9 protein-coding genes are annotated in these 15,869 nt (G+C 66.6%); 8 read left to right on the plus strand and 1 reads right to left on the minus strand.

The genetic code is table 11. From position 1 onward, the window contains the following. The first annotated feature begins 103 nt into the window (after positions 1-103). The 5 genes from AC1Q6P_RS05055 (at position 104) to AC1Q6P_RS05075 (ending at position 10,385) form a co-directional block, all read left to right on the plus strand. Positions 104-3,655 carry an EAL domain-containing protein gene (locus AC1Q6P_RS05055; RefSeq protein ID WP_492664524.1) on the plus strand — a complete coding sequence of 1,184 codons (3,552 nt, stop codon included), beginning with the start codon at positions 104-106 and terminating at the stop codon, positions 3,653-3,655. 211 nt (positions 3,656-3,866) lie between these two features. Further along, positions 3,867-4,157, plus strand: coding sequence for a co-chaperone GroES (gene groES / locus AC1Q6P_RS05060; protein WP_102768033.1), 291 nt, complete (start codon positions 3,867-3,869; stop codon positions 4,155-4,157). A 58-nt stretch (positions 4,158-4,215) separates the two neighbouring features. After that, on the plus strand, positions 4,216-5,865 hold the full coding sequence (gene groL / locus AC1Q6P_RS05065; RefSeq protein ID WP_171827516.1) for a chaperonin GroEL: 1,650 nt from the start codon (positions 4,216-4,218) through the stop codon (positions 5,863-5,865). Positions 5,866-6,127: 262 nt separating this feature from the next. After that, on the plus strand, positions 6,128-8,146 hold the full coding sequence (locus AC1Q6P_RS05070; protein ID WP_492664523.1) for a DUF1631 family protein: 2,019 nt from the start codon (positions 6,128-6,130) through the stop codon (positions 8,144-8,146). Next, positions 8,136-10,385 carry a patatin-like phospholipase family protein gene (locus tag AC1Q6P_RS05075; protein ID WP_492664522.1) on the plus strand — a complete coding sequence of 750 codons (2,250 nt, stop codon included), beginning with the start codon at positions 8,136-8,138 and terminating at the stop codon, positions 10,383-10,385. The genes AC1Q6P_RS05070 and AC1Q6P_RS05075 overlap by 11 nt, the downstream gene beginning before the upstream one ends. Positions 10,386-10,530: 145 nt before the next feature. Here the strand turns inward: AC1Q6P_RS05075 and yihA are convergent, their stop codons facing one another. Further along, the gene (gene yihA / locus AC1Q6P_RS05080; RefSeq protein ID WP_102768037.1) at positions 10,531-11,322 is read right to left on the minus strand and encodes a ribosome biogenesis GTP-binding protein YihA/YsxC; all 792 of its coding nucleotides are present in this window, start codon (positions 11,320-11,322) and stop codon (positions 10,531-10,533) included. Positions 11,323-11,393: 71 nt separating this feature from the next. Here yihA and AC1Q6P_RS05085 point away from each other — a divergent pair, with 71 nt between their 5' ends. The 3 genes from AC1Q6P_RS05085 (at position 11,394) to ccsB (ending at position 15,797) form a co-directional block, all read left to right on the plus strand. Continuing rightward, entirely contained in the window at positions 11,394-12,023 is a 630-nt protein-coding gene (locus AC1Q6P_RS05085) for a c-type cytochrome (RefSeq protein WP_102768038.1), read from the plus strand. Positions 12,024-12,306: 283 nt separating this feature from the next. Further along, positions 12,307-14,415 (plus strand): cytochrome c biogenesis protein ResB, encoded by a 2,109-nt coding sequence (locus tag AC1Q6P_RS05090; RefSeq protein WP_492664533.1) that lies wholly within the window; start codon positions 12,307-12,309, stop codon positions 14,413-14,415. Continuing rightward, the gene (gene ccsB / locus AC1Q6P_RS05095; protein WP_171827513.1) at positions 14,412-15,797 is read left to right on the plus strand and encodes a c-type cytochrome biogenesis protein CcsB; all 1,386 of its coding nucleotides are present in this window, start codon (positions 14,412-14,414) and stop codon (positions 15,795-15,797) included. The genes AC1Q6P_RS05090 and ccsB overlap by 4 nt, the downstream gene beginning before the upstream one ends. Positions 15,798-15,869: the final 72 nt, after the last annotated feature.

The raw sequence follows: 15,869 nt of genomic DNA on the forward strand, positions 1-15,869 counted from the left end.
GCCTTTTTTCATGGCGCGCCAGGCCCTAGACTGCCCCAAAGCCCAGCCCGCATGCCGAAACTCCCGGCAGACAGGTGCCAGGCTCCGGGAGGTTCTCTCATTCATGAAGCCCGCCTCGCGCTTTGAACGCCGAGTTCCGCTGGCCTTTGCCGCAGCTGCCGTGGTCGTGCTGAGCCTGATGCTTCAGGCTTGGCGGATCGCGGGTCAGGCGGCCGATGCGGCACAAGAGCTCGGCCACAGCCAGTCGGTGCTGGCCGATCTGGCACGCGTGCGTGCCGAGACCGCCCAGGTCGAGCTGCACACCCTGGCCTATCGCAGCAGCGGCGACAGCGCCCGGCTGCAGGAGCGCGATCAGGCACTGGCTCGGCGCGAGACGCTGCTCGAGCGCCTGCACCTTCAGAATGCCGAGCACGCCGCGCAGCAGGCACGCTGGCAGCAACTGCGCGAGGTGGTGAACGAGCGCATCGCCTTGTCCCGCCAAATCGAAGCCCGCATGAAGCAGGACGGCCCCGCCGCGGCCCAAGCCCTGGTCGCCCGATCCAGCCTCGCGGAAACCCGGCGCCGCGCTGAACGCTTGCTGGGGGATATGGAGGCCGCGGAACGCGAGCAGTTGGCCGCGCGCGAGCGGACCCACGAAGCGCTGCGCGCGCAGTTGCTTGCCTCGGTGGCTACGCTGAGCTTGGTCTTGCTGGGTCTGCTCGGCGGCAGCTTCCACCTGCTGCGCCGCGAACTGCGTGACCACGAGGCGCGTCGCCTGGCCCTGGCCGACAGCGAAGAGAGCCTGGCCTGCCTCTGGCAGTCCATGGCCGATGCAGTGCTGGCCACCGACACCGAAGGTCGGGTCACACGGATGAACGCGGTGGCCGAACAACTCTGCGGCTGGCCTGTCAACCAAGCGCTTCGCCGACCCGTGCGCGAGTTGCTTCCCCTGATCGAACAAGACAGCCGCCTGCCGCTGGAAATCCCCTTGGCCTTGGTGATGACAGGCGGGGGCACTCACAGCGTGGGCCAGGCGCCCCTGCTTTGCCCGCGCGAAGGCGGCGAACGGCCGGTGAGCCTGCACCTCAGCCCCATCCGCGATGGCAATGGCCGGGTGCGCGGATTGATCCTCGTGCTGCGTGAGGACGAACGGGCGCGCCTCGCCCGTCAACAAGCCTTGGATCAACGCGCGGAACTGGAGCGTCAGGCCCAGGAGCACAGCCAGCGCCTGCACGACAGCGAGCAGCATCTGCGCAGCATCCTGGGCCATGTGCCGGCGCTGATCGCCTTCATCGACACGGAGCTTCGTTTCGTCTACGCCAACAAGCGCTACTGTGAGAGCTTCGCCCCCGATCTGGACGAGCTGGCCGGGTTGGAGCTCAAGGCCGTGCTGGGCGAGGCGGGTTTTGCCAGCGTCGCGCCCCTGGTCCAGCGCGCACTGCTGGGCGCGGCACAAGAGCTCGATTGGCAGCCCAGCCCCGAGCGCTGGCAGGCCTTGCGCTACCTGCCGCGCTTCAACGAGCAAGGCCGTGTCGATGGCTGCTATGTACTGGGCGTGGACATCACCGAGCGCCATGTGGCCCGCCAAGCCTTGCTGTACAGCCAGCAACAGCTGGCCCGGGTGATCGAGGGCTCGGACCAGGGCTACTGGGAATGGGATTTGCGCAGCAACCATTTCCAGGTCAGTGCGCGCTGGGAGACCATGCTGGGCTACCAGCGCGGTGAGATGCAGGTGGCCCCCGAAAACTGGTCCCAACTGGTTCACCCCGAGGACCTGCCGCGCGCACTCGAATCGATCCAGCGCCACCTGAACGGCGAGATTGCCACCCACGAGTTCGAGATTCGAGTGCGCACCAAAGCCGGCGAATGGCACTGGATCCTGACCCGCGGCGGCGTGGTCCAGCGCGGCGCCGACGGCACGCCTTGGATCATGTCCGGCACCCACACCGACATCCATGAGCGCAAGCTTCTGGAGCTGGCGCAGCGCGAGGCGCGCGTGGTGTTCGAGAACTGCTACGAGGGCATCATGGTCACCCAGGCCGACGGCCTGATCACCAAGGTCAATCCGGCCTTCAGCCGCATCACCGGCTACAGTCAGGAGGAGGTGCTCGGCCAGTCACCGCGGGTGCTGTCTTCGGGTCGGCATGAGGCGAGCTTTTTCCAGGACTTCTGGCAATCGCTGAAGGAACAGGACTTCTGGCGCGGCGAGATCTGGAACCGCCGCAAGGACGGCGACTTGTTCGCGGCCTTGCAATCGGTCTCGGTCGTACGCGACCGCCAGGGACGCGTCAGCGACTATGTCAGCGTCTTCACCGACATCAGCCAGCTCAAGGCCCACGAAGCCGAGCTGAACCGGGTGGCCAATTTCGACCCCCTGACCCTGCTGCCCAACCGCCGCTTGCTATCCGACCGGCTCAATCAGGCCATCCACCGCGCTGACCGCAGTGGCCGCATGACGGCCGTGTGCTTCCTGGATCTCGATGGCTTCAAGGCCATCAACGACCAGCATGGCCATGCCGCCGGCGACGAGCTGCTGATCGGCGTGGCCCATAACCTCAAGCAGGTGCTGCGGGTCGATGACACCCTGGCCCGGCTCGGTGGCGATGAGTTCGTCATCCTCTTGACCGAGCTGGACAGCCCCGAGGAATGCGCCCTGGTGCTGGAGCGCCTGCTGCGCTCGGTGCAGGCACCGGTGTCGGTAGAGGGCCGTGAGCTCAGCATCTCGGCCAGCGTCGGTGTCAGCCTCTATCCTCTGGACCACGCCGATCCGGACACCTTGATGCGCCATGCGGATCAGGCCATGTACCTGGCCAAACAAACCGGGAGAAATCGCTACCAGCTCTTCGACACCGAGATCGACCGCGCTGCCCGCCAACACCGCGAGCAACTGGCCCGCCTGCAACAGGCTTTGCAGCAAGACGAGTTCTGTTTGTTCTACCAACCCAAGGTCGATCTGCGCCACGGCGCGGTGGTGGGCGTGGAGGCCCTGCTTCGCTGGCAGCACCCCGAGCGCGGCCTGCTGCCGCCGGGCGAGTTCCTGGGCCAGGTGCATGGTGGCGAGTTGGAGCGCCCGCTGGGCGAATGGGTCATGGAGGCGGCCCTGAATCAGCTCGAAACCTGGGCAAACCAGGGCATGGACCTGCCCATCAGCATCAATATCAGCGCCACCCACTTGCTGCAGCCAGGCTTCAGCGAGCATCTGGCGGACAGCCTGGCGCGCCACCCGCGGGTGGCGCCGGCACGGCTGGAGCTGGAGGTGCTGGAAACCTCGGCCCTGGGCGAGATGCAACAGGCGGTGGCGGTGCTGGAGCGCTGCATGGCCTTGGGCGTGCAGTTCGCGCTCGACGATTTCGGCACCGGCTACTCCTCCCTCACCTACCTGCGCAAGCTGCCCGTGGCCACGCTCAAGATCGACCAGAGCTTTGTGCGCGACATGCTGGTCGACCCCGACGACCTCAGCATCGTCAAGGGCGTGATCGAACTGGCGCACGCCTTCCACCGCGAGGTGATCGCCGAAGGCGTGGAAAGCCTGGAGCATGGCGCCCGCCTGCACGCCATGGGCTGCCACCAGGTCCAGGGCTACGGCATCGCCCGGCCCATGCCGGCCGAGGCGCTGCCGGCCTGGCGCGCCCGGTGGCAGGCCGGGCAGGCCTGGTTGCACCTGGGCACGGACTGAGCGGCACCGCCCCCGCTTTTCTTGCCTCGCCCCCTCTTGAAAGCCCGAGGGCCACCCCTATAATCCTCCTGCTAGCACTCACCAAGGTCGAGTGCTAACGAACTCCAAAACCGGCCCAGGCCGGTGCGCGAGTTCAGGTTTTACCCCCATGACGGTGTGAACGGCCCGGCCGCCACACCCGATCAAGCCCCGAAAATCTCAAGGAGATGTGATGAAACTGCGTCCTCTGCACGATCGCGTGATCGTTAAGCGCCTCGAACAAGAAACCAAGACCGCTTCGGGCATCGTCATTCCTGACGCCGCTGCTGAGAAGCCGGATCAAGGCGAAGTGCTGGCCGTCGGCGCCGGCAAGCGCAATGACAAGGGCGACCTGATTGCTCTGAACGTGAAGGTCGGTGACCGCGTTCTGTTCGGCAAGTACTCGGGCCAGACCGTCAAGGTCGACGGCGATGAGCTGCTGGTGATGCGCGAAGAAGATCTGTTTGCGGTTGTCGAGAAGTAATTCTTCGCCCGACCCGCAACAAGTTCTGACCCTTTTCTAAGAATTCGGAGAAATACACATGGCAGCAAAAGACGTGATCTTTGGCGGCGAAGCTCGTGCTCGCATGGTTGAAGGCGTGAACATCCTGGCTAATGCGGTCAAGGTGACCCTGGGCCCCAAGGGCCGCAACGTGGTGCTCGAGCGCTCCTACGGCGCCCCCACCGTGACCAAGGACGGTGTGTCCGTGGCCAAGGAAATTGAGCTGAAGGACAAGCTGCAGAACATGGGCGCGCAGATGGTCAAGGAAGTGGCTTCCAAGACCAGCGACAACGCCGGTGACGGCACCACCACCGCCACCGTGCTGGCCCAAGCCATCGTGCGCGAAGGCATGAAGTACGTGGCCGCCGGCATGAACCCGATGGACCTGAAGCGCGGCATCGACAAGGCCGTCACGGCCCTGGTCGCCGAGCTGAAGGCCGCTTCGAAGGCCACCACCACCTCCAAGGAAATCGCGCAAGTCGGCACCATCTCGGCCAACAGCGACGCTGACGTCGGCCAGATCATCGCCAACGCGATGGACAAGGTCGGCAAGGAAGGCGTGATCACCGTTGAAGACGGCAAGAGCCTGAACAACGAGCTGGACGTCGTCGAAGGCATGCAATTCGACCGCGGCTACCTGTCGCCCTACTTCATCAACAACCCCGAGAAGCAAGCCGCGCTGCTGGACAACCCCTTCGTCCTGCTGTTCGACAAGAAGATCTCGAACATCCGCGACCTGCTGCCCACGCTGGAGCAAGTGGCCAAGGCTGGCCGTCCGCTGCTGATCATTGCTGAAGAAGTCGAAGGCGAAGCCCTGGCGACCCTGGTGGTCAACACCATCCGCGGCATCCTGAAGGTTGTGGCCGTCAAGGCGCCTGGCTTCGGCGACCGCCGCAAGGCCATGCTGGAAGACATCGCCATCCTGACCGGCGGCAAGGTCATCGCCGAAGAAGTCGGCCTGACCCTGGAGAAGGTCACCCTGGCCGACCTGGGCCAAGCCAAGCGCGTCGAAGTGGGCAAGGAAAACACCACCATCATCGATGGCGCCGGTGCTGCTGCCGACATCGAAGCCCGCGTCAAGCAAGTGCGCATCCAGATCGAAGAAGCGACCAGCGACTACGACCGTGAGAAGCTGCAAGAGCGCGTGGCCAAGCTGGCCGGCGGTGTTGCCGTGATCAAGGTCGGCGCTGCCACCGAAGTCGAAATGAAGGAAAAGAAGGCTCGCGTGGAAGACGCGCTGCACGCCACCCGCGCTGCCGTGGAAGAAGGCATCGTGGCCGGCGGTGGCGTGGCCCTGCTGCGCGCCAAGCAAGCTGCTGGCGAGATCAAGGGCGACAACGCCGATCAAGACGCCGGCATCAAGCTGGTGCTGAAGGCCATTGAAGCCCCGCTGCGCGAGATCGTCTACAACGCCGGTGGCGAAGCCTCCGTCGTCGTCAACGCCGTGCTGGCCGGCAAGGGCAACTACGGCTTCAATGCAGCCAACGACACCTATGGCGACATGATCGAAATGGGCATCCTGGATCCGACCAAGGTGACCCGCACCGCGCTGCAAAACGCCGCTTCGGTCGCTTCGCTGATGCTGACGACCGAGTGCATGGTCGCCGAAACGCCGAAGGAAGAAGCTGCCGGCGGCGGCATGCCCGGCGGCATGGGCGGCATGGGTGGCATGGGCGATATGGGCATGTAATGCCTGCCCGGCAGGCCCCGGGGCCTGTCACGCTGACCTCCGAAAAGGGGCACCGCAAGGTGCCCCTTTTTTCATGGCCCGTACATTCCGCACTGGCCCGGCGGCGAACACCCCGCATCTCGAGGGGTCGACGCGGCTGCCGCGTGCCAATCCGCACACCGGGCCGCGGCGCGCCACAGCCGCTGCTGCCCGGGCGCCACACGCTCGCGCCAGCAGGCCCACTCACGCTGATAATCAGCGGCAAATCCGGCACCCCGCTCGCATGTCCAACGCACCTACCCTGCATTCCCTGCTGACCGAAGCCATGACCCAGGCGCCGGGCCTGAGTCGTCACCTGCTCAATGCCATCCAGGACGAGTTGGACAGCCGCCCCAAGCACTTCCACCTGCTGGACGGCTGGCGGCGCATGCGCGCGCGCTTCCCCAACGATTTCGAAACCGCCCTGCTGCCCCTGCTGCAGGCCTCGGCCCGCGGCGAAGACCCGCTGCAGCGCAAGCTGGACGACATCAACTCCCTGAGCCTGGTCGACGACCGCCAGGCCCTGCAGGACGTGGCCGTGGCCCATGTGATCCACGCCGTGGAAGAGCACGCCCGCGCCGAGCTGCACCAGCTCGGCAATGTCTTCGCCGCCCTGCGCGGCACCGCGCGGGCCTTGAAGAACGAGAACCCGGTGCGCCCGGCCCTGTTTGCCCAGGCCCTGCTGGTGGCTCTGTCCAGCGTCGAGATGGAGCCGCAGGCGCGTTACGAGCTGATGCAGGCGGCCTCGCAACCCATGGCCAGCGGCATGCTGCGCGTCTACAGCGCCCTGTGCGCCCAGGTGCGTGCGGCCGACCTCAGCCCCATGGTGGCCAGCCACGCAGCCCAGCGCAGCAGCCCCGAGTCCGACATGCGCCTGGCCTTGGCGCGGCGCAGCACCCAGCCCGCCACCCTGGACGGCCTGGCTCGCCGCGTGCACGAGCACAACAGCCGGCCCATGCCGCTGCCGCCCGCCGGAAGCAGCCAGGCCTCAGGGACCGCGGCGCCCGTGTTCCGCGCCGGCCCCGGTCCCGATCTGCTGAGCCGGCTCTACGACCAAATCCTGGCCGACCCGCGCCTGCTGCCGCCGCTCAAGGCTTTGCTGGCCCGACTGCAGGTCGCCGTGGTGCGCCTGGCCCGCAGCGATGCCAATCTATTGCACAAGCAGGACCATCCGACCTGGCAACTGCTCAACCGCGTGGCCGCGCATGGCATGGCCTTCGAGCGCGCCGATGACGAGCGCCTGCAGAGCTTTCTGCGCATCGTCGAAGGCGAAGTCCAGGGCCTGATCGACGCTGCGCTGCCGAGCGCCGCCCTGTTCCAGCAGGCACTGAGCCGGGTCGACGCCCACATCAGCAGCCAGGCCCAGCAACGCAGCGAACGCAGCGCGCAGGCCCTGGGTGCGCTCGAGCGCGAATCCATGCGCGAGGCCTGGCTCAAGCTGCTGCGTGAACAGCTGGCGCAACAGACGGCCGAAGCCCCGCTAGGCCCCAAGCTGCGCCGCTTCCTGGGCACGGCCTGGGCCGAGGTGATCGTGCAGGCCATGGTGCTGCACGGCCGTGAATCCAGCCAGGCCCTGACCCGCATCGAATGGGTGGACCAGTTGCTGGACAGCCTGCACGACGCGCCTGACGAGCGCTCGCGCCAGCGTCTGCGCCAGAAGCTGCCCGCCTTGATCGACGGGCTGCGCAGCGGCTGCGATGCCATCGCCCTGCCCGAGGCGCAGCGCGAATCGGTGCTGCAGGAGCTGATGTTCCAGCATGGCCGCGTGCTGCGCGGCCAGCACGCCCTGCCCGAAGCGGCCAAGGCCATCGAGGCGGCCCAGCGCAGCGCCGGCAAGCAGGAGCTCAGCCCCGAGGAATTGCTGCAGCGCCTGCTGGTCGAACGCGAATCGCAGATGTCCACGCAATGGGCCCACACCCGGGTCAACCGCGGCCACCTGCCCACGGTGCCGGTGCAGCTCTACGACCAGAACGACTCGGCCGAGGCGCGCAGCGCTCTCAGCGCCTGGCTGGACGCCCTGCACATCGGCGGCTGGTACCACCTGTTCGTGCAAAGCCACTGGCTGACTGCCCAGGTCGCCTGGATCAGCGAGAGCGGGCAGTTCTTCCTCTTCGTCGGCCAGGACCCCGACCAGCGCCACTCGCTGACCCGCGCGGCCCTGGAACGCCTGCTGACCCATGGCCTGATCACCGCCCTTGATGAAAACAGCCTGGTGCAACGCGCCGTCGATACCTTGATGCAAGACCTGGACGATGAGGCCTGAGGCCCGATCCGGCCTGTTGCTGGCCCTGGCGCTGCTGATCGGCAGCCCGCTTGCCCAAGCCCAGGCGCAGACCACCGGCCCGGCCGAGCGAGCACCCATCGGCTTGGTGCTCTCGGGCGGTGGTGCGCGCGGCCTGGCCCATGTCGGCGTGCTCAAGGTGCTGGAGCGCGAGCGCATCCCGGCCGATATGGTGGCCGGCACCTCCATGGGCGCCATCATCGGCGGCCTCTATGCCAGCGGCATGAGTGCGCGCGATCTCGAGCGCGAGCTGCTGGCCGTCAACTGGGGCACCGTGTTCAACAGCCGGGTCGACCGGCAGCAGCTCTCGCAGCGCCGCAAGGAAGAGGATTTCGAATTCTCCCCGGCGGTGGAGGTGGGCATGCGCGACGGCGAGATCCGCCTGCCGCAAGGCACGCTGTCCAGCCGCGGGCTGGAAATCCTGCTGCGCCGCTTCACCCTGCCGGTGCGCAATGTGCAGAACTTCGACGATCTGCCCACACCCTTCCGGGCCGTGGCCACCGATCTGGAGACTGGCGCCCAGCTGGTGATGAGCCGGGGCGATCTGGCCCTGGCCCTGCGCTCCAGCATGAGTGTGCCCGGCGTGTTCGCGCCGACCGAATGGCAGGAGCGCATCCTGGGTGACGGCGGCCTGGTCAACAACCTGCCGGTCGATGTGGCCCGCAGCCTGGGTGCGCAGCGCCTGATCGCCGTCAATGTCGGCACGCCGCTGTCGGGCCGCTCGGCACTCAACTCCCTGGTCGGCGTGACCGGGCAGATGATCAACATCCTGACCGAACAGAACGTCCAGCGCAGCCTGGCCACGCTGGCGCCGAGCGATCTCTTGATCACGCCGCAGCTGGGCCCGCTGGGCGCCAGCGATTTCGACAAGACCCGCGAACTGATCGCCGCCGGCGAAGCCGCGGCCGAAGCCATGCTGCCGCGCCTGCGCAACCTGGCCGTGTCGCCCGAGGCCTATGCCGAATGGCAGCTGGAACGCGTGCGCCGCAACCAGCCCAAGGCCATGCTGGCAGCGGTGCAGTTCGAAGGCAGCAGCATCACCAACCCTGAGCGCTTCAAGGCGCAGCTGGAATCGGCGCCGGGCCAGATCTTCGACACCGAGCGGGCCGAGCGCGATGCGCGCCTGCTGGCCTCCTCGGGGGACTATGAGCGGGTCGACTACCACGTCGAGCAGCGCGCCGGCGGCGACGCGCTTGTCTTCACCATGGATGACAAGCACTGGGGCCCGAACTACTTCCGCATCGGCCTGGACCTCAGCACCGATTTCGACGGCGAAAGCGCCTTCAATCTGCGCATCTCCCACAACCGCCACTGGCTGACCCCGCTGGGCACCGAGTGGCGCAACCAGCTGACCATCGGCCAGACGCCGCGCTTCTACAGCGAGATCTACCAGCCGCTGAGTTTTCAGCTCGGCCGCTCGAATGACTGGTTTGTCTCCGGCTGGGCCGAGCTCGATCGCCGCAATTTCACGCTCTACCAGGACACCAGCGATGTCGCCGTGGCGCGGCTGCAGCGCCAGGCCGCGACCTTCGGCGCCGATCTGGGTCAGCCCTGGGGCCGCCTTGGTGAGCTGCGCTTGGGTCTGCAGCACCAGAACTGGCGGGTCACACCCAAGCTGGCGCCGGCCCTGCTCAGCGACAACCGCCTGGACAAGGTCTGGAGTGAAACCGGCCTGCGCCTCAAGGCGGTGGTGGACCAGCTGGACTTCGCCAACTTCCCGCAGCGTGGCTACCGCGTGCTGTTCGAGGCGATTGCCGGCCAGCAAAGCGGCGGCAGCGTGCGCCACGCGGCCTTCCACCGCGCCGAGCTGCAAGGCACTTGGGTGCGCAGCTGGGGCACGCACACGCTCAATCTGCATGCCCGCACCTTCCTGGCCCGCCAGCCCGAAGACTCAGCGCAAGGGCCGTATTCGCTGGGCGGATTCCAGCAGCTCTCGGGCTACCAGCCGGGGCAGCTGATCGGCGACACCCTGATCTTCGGCCGCGCCACCTACTACCGCCGCCTGCGCGAAACGCCGCTGCTGACGCGTGGCTTCTTCTACGGCGGCTCGCTGGAGATCGGCAATGCCTGGGGGCAGAACGACAAGGTCTCCAGCAAGGACCTGCGCACGGCCGCCAGCCTCTTCATCGGCGCCGACACCGGCATCGGCCCGCTCTACCTGGCGGTGGGCATGGCCCCACAGGGCAGCAAGGCCATCTACCTCTTCATCGGCCGGCCCTGAGCGCTTGCGCGCTGTCTTGCTGCGCCACCGCCATGCGACGTTGGCCGGTGCTCGGAATCCTCACGTAGCTCAAGTACGTTCCGGTTCCTGCGCGCCGTCCGCCTTGCCTGACGGCGGCTCGCAACAGACAGTACGCCAGCGCCGATTACTCGGCAGCAGGCCGCACGGCCTCGTCCACCTGGGCCGCCGGGTCGGGCAGGTCCTCGGGGTTGAAGCTGGCCTTGACCAGGGTGGCGCTGTGGGCCCACTCGTACAGGATGTGGGCGACATCGGCCACGCCCTGCTTCTTGAGCGCGGAGAACAGGGTCACGCGCACATCCGACTCTTCGGTGACGATGTCGCCGAGGAAATCCTGGGTGGCGAAGAAGGCTGCATCGGCCTCCTTGCGATTGAGCTTGTCGGCCTTGGTCAGCAGCACCAACAGCTTGATTTCGCCATTGCGCACGCGCGGAGTGACGAACTCGAGCAGCTGCTTGTCCAGATCGGTCAGGCCCAGGCGCGAGTCCACCATCAGCACCACGCCCGACAGGCTGCGCCGCACCTCCAGATAGTCGGCCATCACCTTCTGCCAGCGCAGCTTGGCGGCCTTGGCCACCGCCGCATAGCCGTAACCGGGCAGGTCGGCGAACAGCGCGTTCGGCGCGTCCTTGGGGCCCAGATGGAACAGATTGATGTGCTGGGTGCGACCCGGTGTCTTGGACGCAAAGGCGAGGCGCTTTTGCTGGGCCAGGGTGTTGATGGCCGTGGACTTGCCGGCGTTCGACCGACCGACGAAGGCGATCTCGGGCAGCTCATTGGGCGGCAGGTGGACCAGCTGGCTGGCGGTGGTCAGGAAGCGAGCAGTGTGGGTCCAGCCCAACACCACCTTGTCGGTGGGGGCGGCCGCGGCAACCGGATTTGGCGCGATTTCTTGCGGCTCAGAAGTGGTGTTGGTCATGAAGTATTCAGGCTTGATGGATTGCCATTGTAAAATCTATGGGTTGCGCTTACCGAATCAATAAATTCATGATGAAGACTGCTGCTGTCCTGACCACGAGCCTCGTGCTTGCATTCGCCACTTTCTCGGCGGCACAAGCCAGCGAAGCCAAGGCCTCCGCCAAGCCCGACCTGGCCAAAGGCGGCACCATTGCGGCCCAGGTCTGCGCCGCCTGCCACACGGCAGACGGTTCGCGCGGCAGCCCGGCCAACCCCATCCTGCAAGGCCAACACCCCGAATACCTGGCCAAGCAGCTGACCGAATTCAAGGCAGGCATCCGCAAGAACGCCGTCATGCAAGGCATGGCCGCCACCGTGTCGGACGAAGACATCAAGCATGTCGCCGCCTTCTATGCCTCCAAGCAAGCCAAGCCGGGTTTCGCCAAAGACAAGACCCTGGTCGAGCTGGGCGAAAAGATCTACCGCGGCGGCATTGCCGAGCGTTCGATCCCGGCCTGCGCCGGCTGCCACAGCCCCAACGGCGCTGGCATGCCGGCCCAGTACCCGCGTCTGGCCGGCCAGCACTCGGATTACACCGAAGCGCAGCTGATCGCCTTCCGCTCCGGCGCCCGCGGCAACAACGCCCAGATGATCGGCGTGGCCGCCAAGCTCAACGATCGCGAGATCAAGGCCGTCTCCGACTACATCGCCGGCCTGCGCTGAGCCCAAGCGAGCCTTCGGCCGCTGCACCTGATCACAAACAAGGCCGGTGGATTTCACCGGCCTTTTTTCATGGTCTCGCCCTCGACGCCTCTCGCCCACCGACAATCCTGCTTCCATGAGCGACACCCTACCTTCCAGCGAGTACGCGCACGACACCGTGCCGGCCGAGCCGCCGCCATCGGCCCCGCCCGAAGCGGCGGCGCCGACCCCCGCGCCTCAGGCTGGCCCAGCCCCTGCCCTGGCCCCGGTGGCCGTGGCGCCGCATTCCGCTGCCCGGGAGCTGATGGATTTGCTGGCCTCGATGCGTTTCGCCATCGCCTTGCTGACCGTGATCTGCATCGCCTCGGTGATCGGCACCGTGGTCAAGCAGCGCGAGCCGCTGAACAACTACGTCAATCAGTTCGGACCTTTCTGGTCTGAGGTGTTCGGCAAGTTCGACCTCTACACCGTCTACGGCGCCTGGTGGTTTCTGCTGATCCTGGCCTTTCTGGTGGTTTCGACCAGCCTGTGCATCACACGCAACACGCCCAAGATCCTGCAGGACATTCGGAACTTCAAGGAGTCGGTGCGCGAGCAGTCCCTGCAAGCCCACCACCACAAGGCCATCCTGCAGCTGAGCCGCGCGCCCGAAGCCGCGCTCGCTGATTTGAAGAGCCGCCTGGCGGCGGGCGGTTGGAAAACCAAAGTGCAGGTGCGTGACCGTGGCGTGATGCTTGCGGCACGGCGCGGCGCCAGCAACAAGATCGGTTATCTGGCGGCGCATTCGGCCATCGTGCTGGTCTGCATCGGCGGCCTGCTGGACGGCGACCTGCTGGTGCGCGGCCTGATGTGGGCCCAGGGCAAGACGATTTACGAAGGTGGCGGCCTGATCAGCGAGGTCAAGCCCGAGCACCGCCTGCCGCCCAACAACCCCAGCTTCCGCGGCAACCTGATGGTGCCGGAGGGCGCCACGGCCGGCACGGCCATCCTGTCCATGCCCAGCGGCGTGGTGCTGCAGGACCTGCCCTTCGATGTGGAACTGAAGAAGTTCATCGTCGAGTACTACGACACCGGCATGCCCAAGCTGTTCGCCAGCGACATCGTAATCCGTGATCGCGAGACCGGGTTGACGACCGAAAAGCGGGTCAAGGTCAACGAGCCGGCCCAGCACCGCGGCATTGCCATCTACCAAAGCAGTTTTGAAGACGGTGGCTCCAGCCTCAAGCTGCAAGCCCTGCCCATGGGCCGCAAAGCCGCTGCAGCAGCGGCCAAGCCCTTCGAGATCGACGGGGTGGTCGGTGGCAGCACACAGCTGGATGGCTTCGCCCCGCAAGATGGCGGCAAGCCCAGCGACAGCCTGCGCCTGGAGTTTGCCGGGCTGCGCGTCATCAATGTCGAGAACATGAGCGGCGGAGGCGCGGGCAAGGCCGACAGCACCGATGTGCGCGCCGTCGATCTGGTCAACAAGCTGCAGAACCACATGGGCAGCGGCGCCCGCGCTGGCGCCGACAAGGAGCTGCGCAATGTCGGCCCCTCGTTCAGCTACCGCCTGCGCGATGCGGCCGGCCAGGCCCGCGAGTACAACAACTACATGCTGCCGGTCGATCTGGAGGGGCAAAAAGTTTTCCTCGCCGGCGTGCGCGAAACCCCGTCCGAAGCCTTCCGCTACCTGCGCATTCCGGCGGATTCGGAACTGAGCATGGACAGCTGGATGCGCTTGCGCCAGAACCTGCTCGACCCGGAGCTGCGCGAACGCGCCGCCCGCCGCTATGCCGTGGTCGCCACGCCCAATGACAAGCCGCAGATGACGCCACAGCTGCAGGCCACCGCGCGCCGCGCCCTCAATTTGTTTGCCGGCGCCGAAGGTCAAGCCAAGGTCGACACCGGCGGCGGCTGGGGCGGCCTGCCGGCTCTGAGTCAGTTCATCGAGAGCGAAGTGCCCGAAGGCGAACGCCAGCGCGTCTCCGAAGTGCTGCTGCGCATCCTCAACGGCAGCCTGTTCGAGCTCTACAAGCTGGGGCGAGAACAAGCCGGCCAAGGCCCGGCCCCAACCGACAGCGCCACCCAGGCCTTCATGACCCAGGCCGTGCTGTCCCTGTCGGACAGCATGTTCTACCCGGCGCCGGTGCTGCTGCAGTTGCAGGACTTCAAGCAGGTGCAGGCCAGCGTGTTCCAGGTGACGCGCGCACCGGGCCAGAAGCTGGTGTATCTGGGCGCGGTCTTGCTGATCGTGGGCGTGTTTGCCATGCTCTACATCCGCGAGCGCCGCCTCTGGCTGTGGCTGGAGCCCAGCCCGGGCCAGCCGGAAACCACCCGGGTTCGCATGGCCATGGCCAGCACCCGAGAATCGCCCGATATGGCCACCGAGTTCGAACAATTGCAAGGCTATCTCTCCAAGGAAGAAGGCGTATGAACAGCGCAAGCAGCAGCAGCGGCACCCTCCGCAGCACCGGCCGGCCGGTGCGCAGCCAGGACCTGGGCTACTTCTCAGGCCGGGACGCCCTCGACTGGGGCTTCGCCGCCCTGATCCTGATCGGCGGCCTGTTCGCCTTCTCGCGCTACGGCGCCTCGATGGATGGCTATGAAAAAGGCATCCTGGTCTGCGCCATCCCCTCGCTGATCGCGCTGGGCTGGTTCTGGGCGCCGCTGCGCTGGCTGTGCGCCGGCGTGGGCGCGGCCAGCCTGCTGGCCATCGGCCTGTACGTCCAGACGCCCGATGCCTTCGGTGCCGATCTGGCCGCGGCCGACAAGGTCTTCTGGCTCAAGTACGCCCTGTCCAGTCAGAGCGCCATCTTGTGGATGAGCGTGCTGTTCTACATGGCCACCTTGTTCTACTGGGGCGGCTTCTTCACCAAGAGCGGCGAGAACAGCGCCGCCGAAGCCATCGGCTCGCGTCTAACCTGGGGCGCCGTCTTCATGGCCCTGGTGGGCACCATGGTGCGCTGGTTCGAAAGCCACCAGATCGCCCCGGACATCGGCCACATCCCGGTCAGCAACCTCTACGAAGTCTTCGTGCTGTTCGCCTGGATGACGGCGCTGTTCTACCTGTACTACGAAGCGAAATTCAAGACCCGGGCCCTGGGCGCCTATGTGCTGCTGGTGATCAGCGCGGCGGTCAGCTTCCTGCTGTGGTACACGGTGGCGCGCGAGGCGCATGAGATCCAGCCCCTGGTGCCGGCCCTGCAAAGCTGGTGGATGAAGATCCATGTGCCGGCCAATTTCGTGGGCTACGGCACCTTCGCCCTGGCCGCCATGGTGGCCCTGGCCTATCTGCTCAAGACGGCCAGCTTGCGCGCGCTGAGCCTGGGCCTGATTGCCATGCCCCTGGCCCTGATCGCCATGATTCTGGCCGCCCGCTTCGGTGCCGATCTGCCGGCCGAGACCATCGCCGGCCTGGACGGCTGGGCCCGCAAGATGGCCGGCCTGCTGGTCTTCTTCGTGCTGGCCGTGGCCTTGCGCAGCCGCCTGACGGCCCGCCTGCCCGAGCTGAGCACTCTGGACGACCTGATGTACAAGGCCATCGCCCTCGGCTTTGCCTTCTTCACCATCGCCACCATCCTGGGCGCCTTCTGGGCTGCCGAGGCCTGGGGCGGCTACTGGAGCTGGGACCCGAAGGAAACCTGGGCCCTGATCGTCTGGCTCAACTACGCCGCCTGGCTGCACATGCGCTTGATGAAGGGCCTGCGCGGCGCCGTCTCCGCCTGGTGGGCGCTGGCGGGGCTGGTGGTCACCACCTTCGCCTTCCTGGGCGTGAATATGTTCCTCTCCGGCCTGCACTCTTACGGCACGCTCTGAGACCCTGAGCCCCCAATGCGCCGCCAGCCCGCCCCGACCATGACACTGCGAAGGATGCTGGCAGCGCTGGGT

The sequence above is a fragment of the Roseateles sp. GW835-FHT13E02 genome (genome assembly GCF_058794035.1).

Excerpts from the sequence above, each read along its gene's own strand:
- AC1Q6P_RS05070 (WP_492664523.1), top strand. The coding sequence starts at position 6,128 with ATGTCCAACGCACCTACCCTGCATTCCCTGCTGACCGAAGCCATGACC.
- yihA (WP_102768037.1), bottom strand. The coding sequence starts at position 11,322 with ATGACCAACACCACTTCTGAGCCGCAAGAAATCGCGCCAAATCCGGTT.
- AC1Q6P_RS05090 (WP_492664533.1), top strand. The coding sequence starts at position 12,307 with ATGGATTTGCTGGCCTCGATGCGTTTCGCCATCGCCTTGCTGACCGTG.
- AC1Q6P_RS05085 (WP_102768038.1), top strand. The coding sequence starts at position 11,394 with ATGAAGACTGCTGCTGTCCTGACCACGAGCCTCGTGCTTGCATTCGCC.
- groES (WP_102768033.1), top strand. The coding sequence starts at position 3,867 with ATGAAACTGCGTCCTCTGCACGATCGCGTGATCGTTAAGCGCCTCGAA.
- AC1Q6P_RS05055 (WP_492664524.1), top strand. The coding sequence starts at position 104 with ATGAAGCCCGCCTCGCGCTTTGAACGCCGAGTTCCGCTGGCCTTTGCC.
- ccsB (WP_171827513.1), top strand. The coding sequence starts at position 14,412 with ATGAACAGCGCAAGCAGCAGCAGCGGCACCCTCCGCAGCACCGGCCGG.
- groL (WP_171827516.1), top strand. The coding sequence starts at position 4,216 with ATGGCAGCAAAAGACGTGATCTTTGGCGGCGAAGCTCGTGCTCGCATG.
- AC1Q6P_RS05075 (WP_492664522.1), top strand. The coding sequence starts at position 8,136 with ATGAGGCCTGAGGCCCGATCCGGCCTGTTGCTGGCCCTGGCGCTGCTG.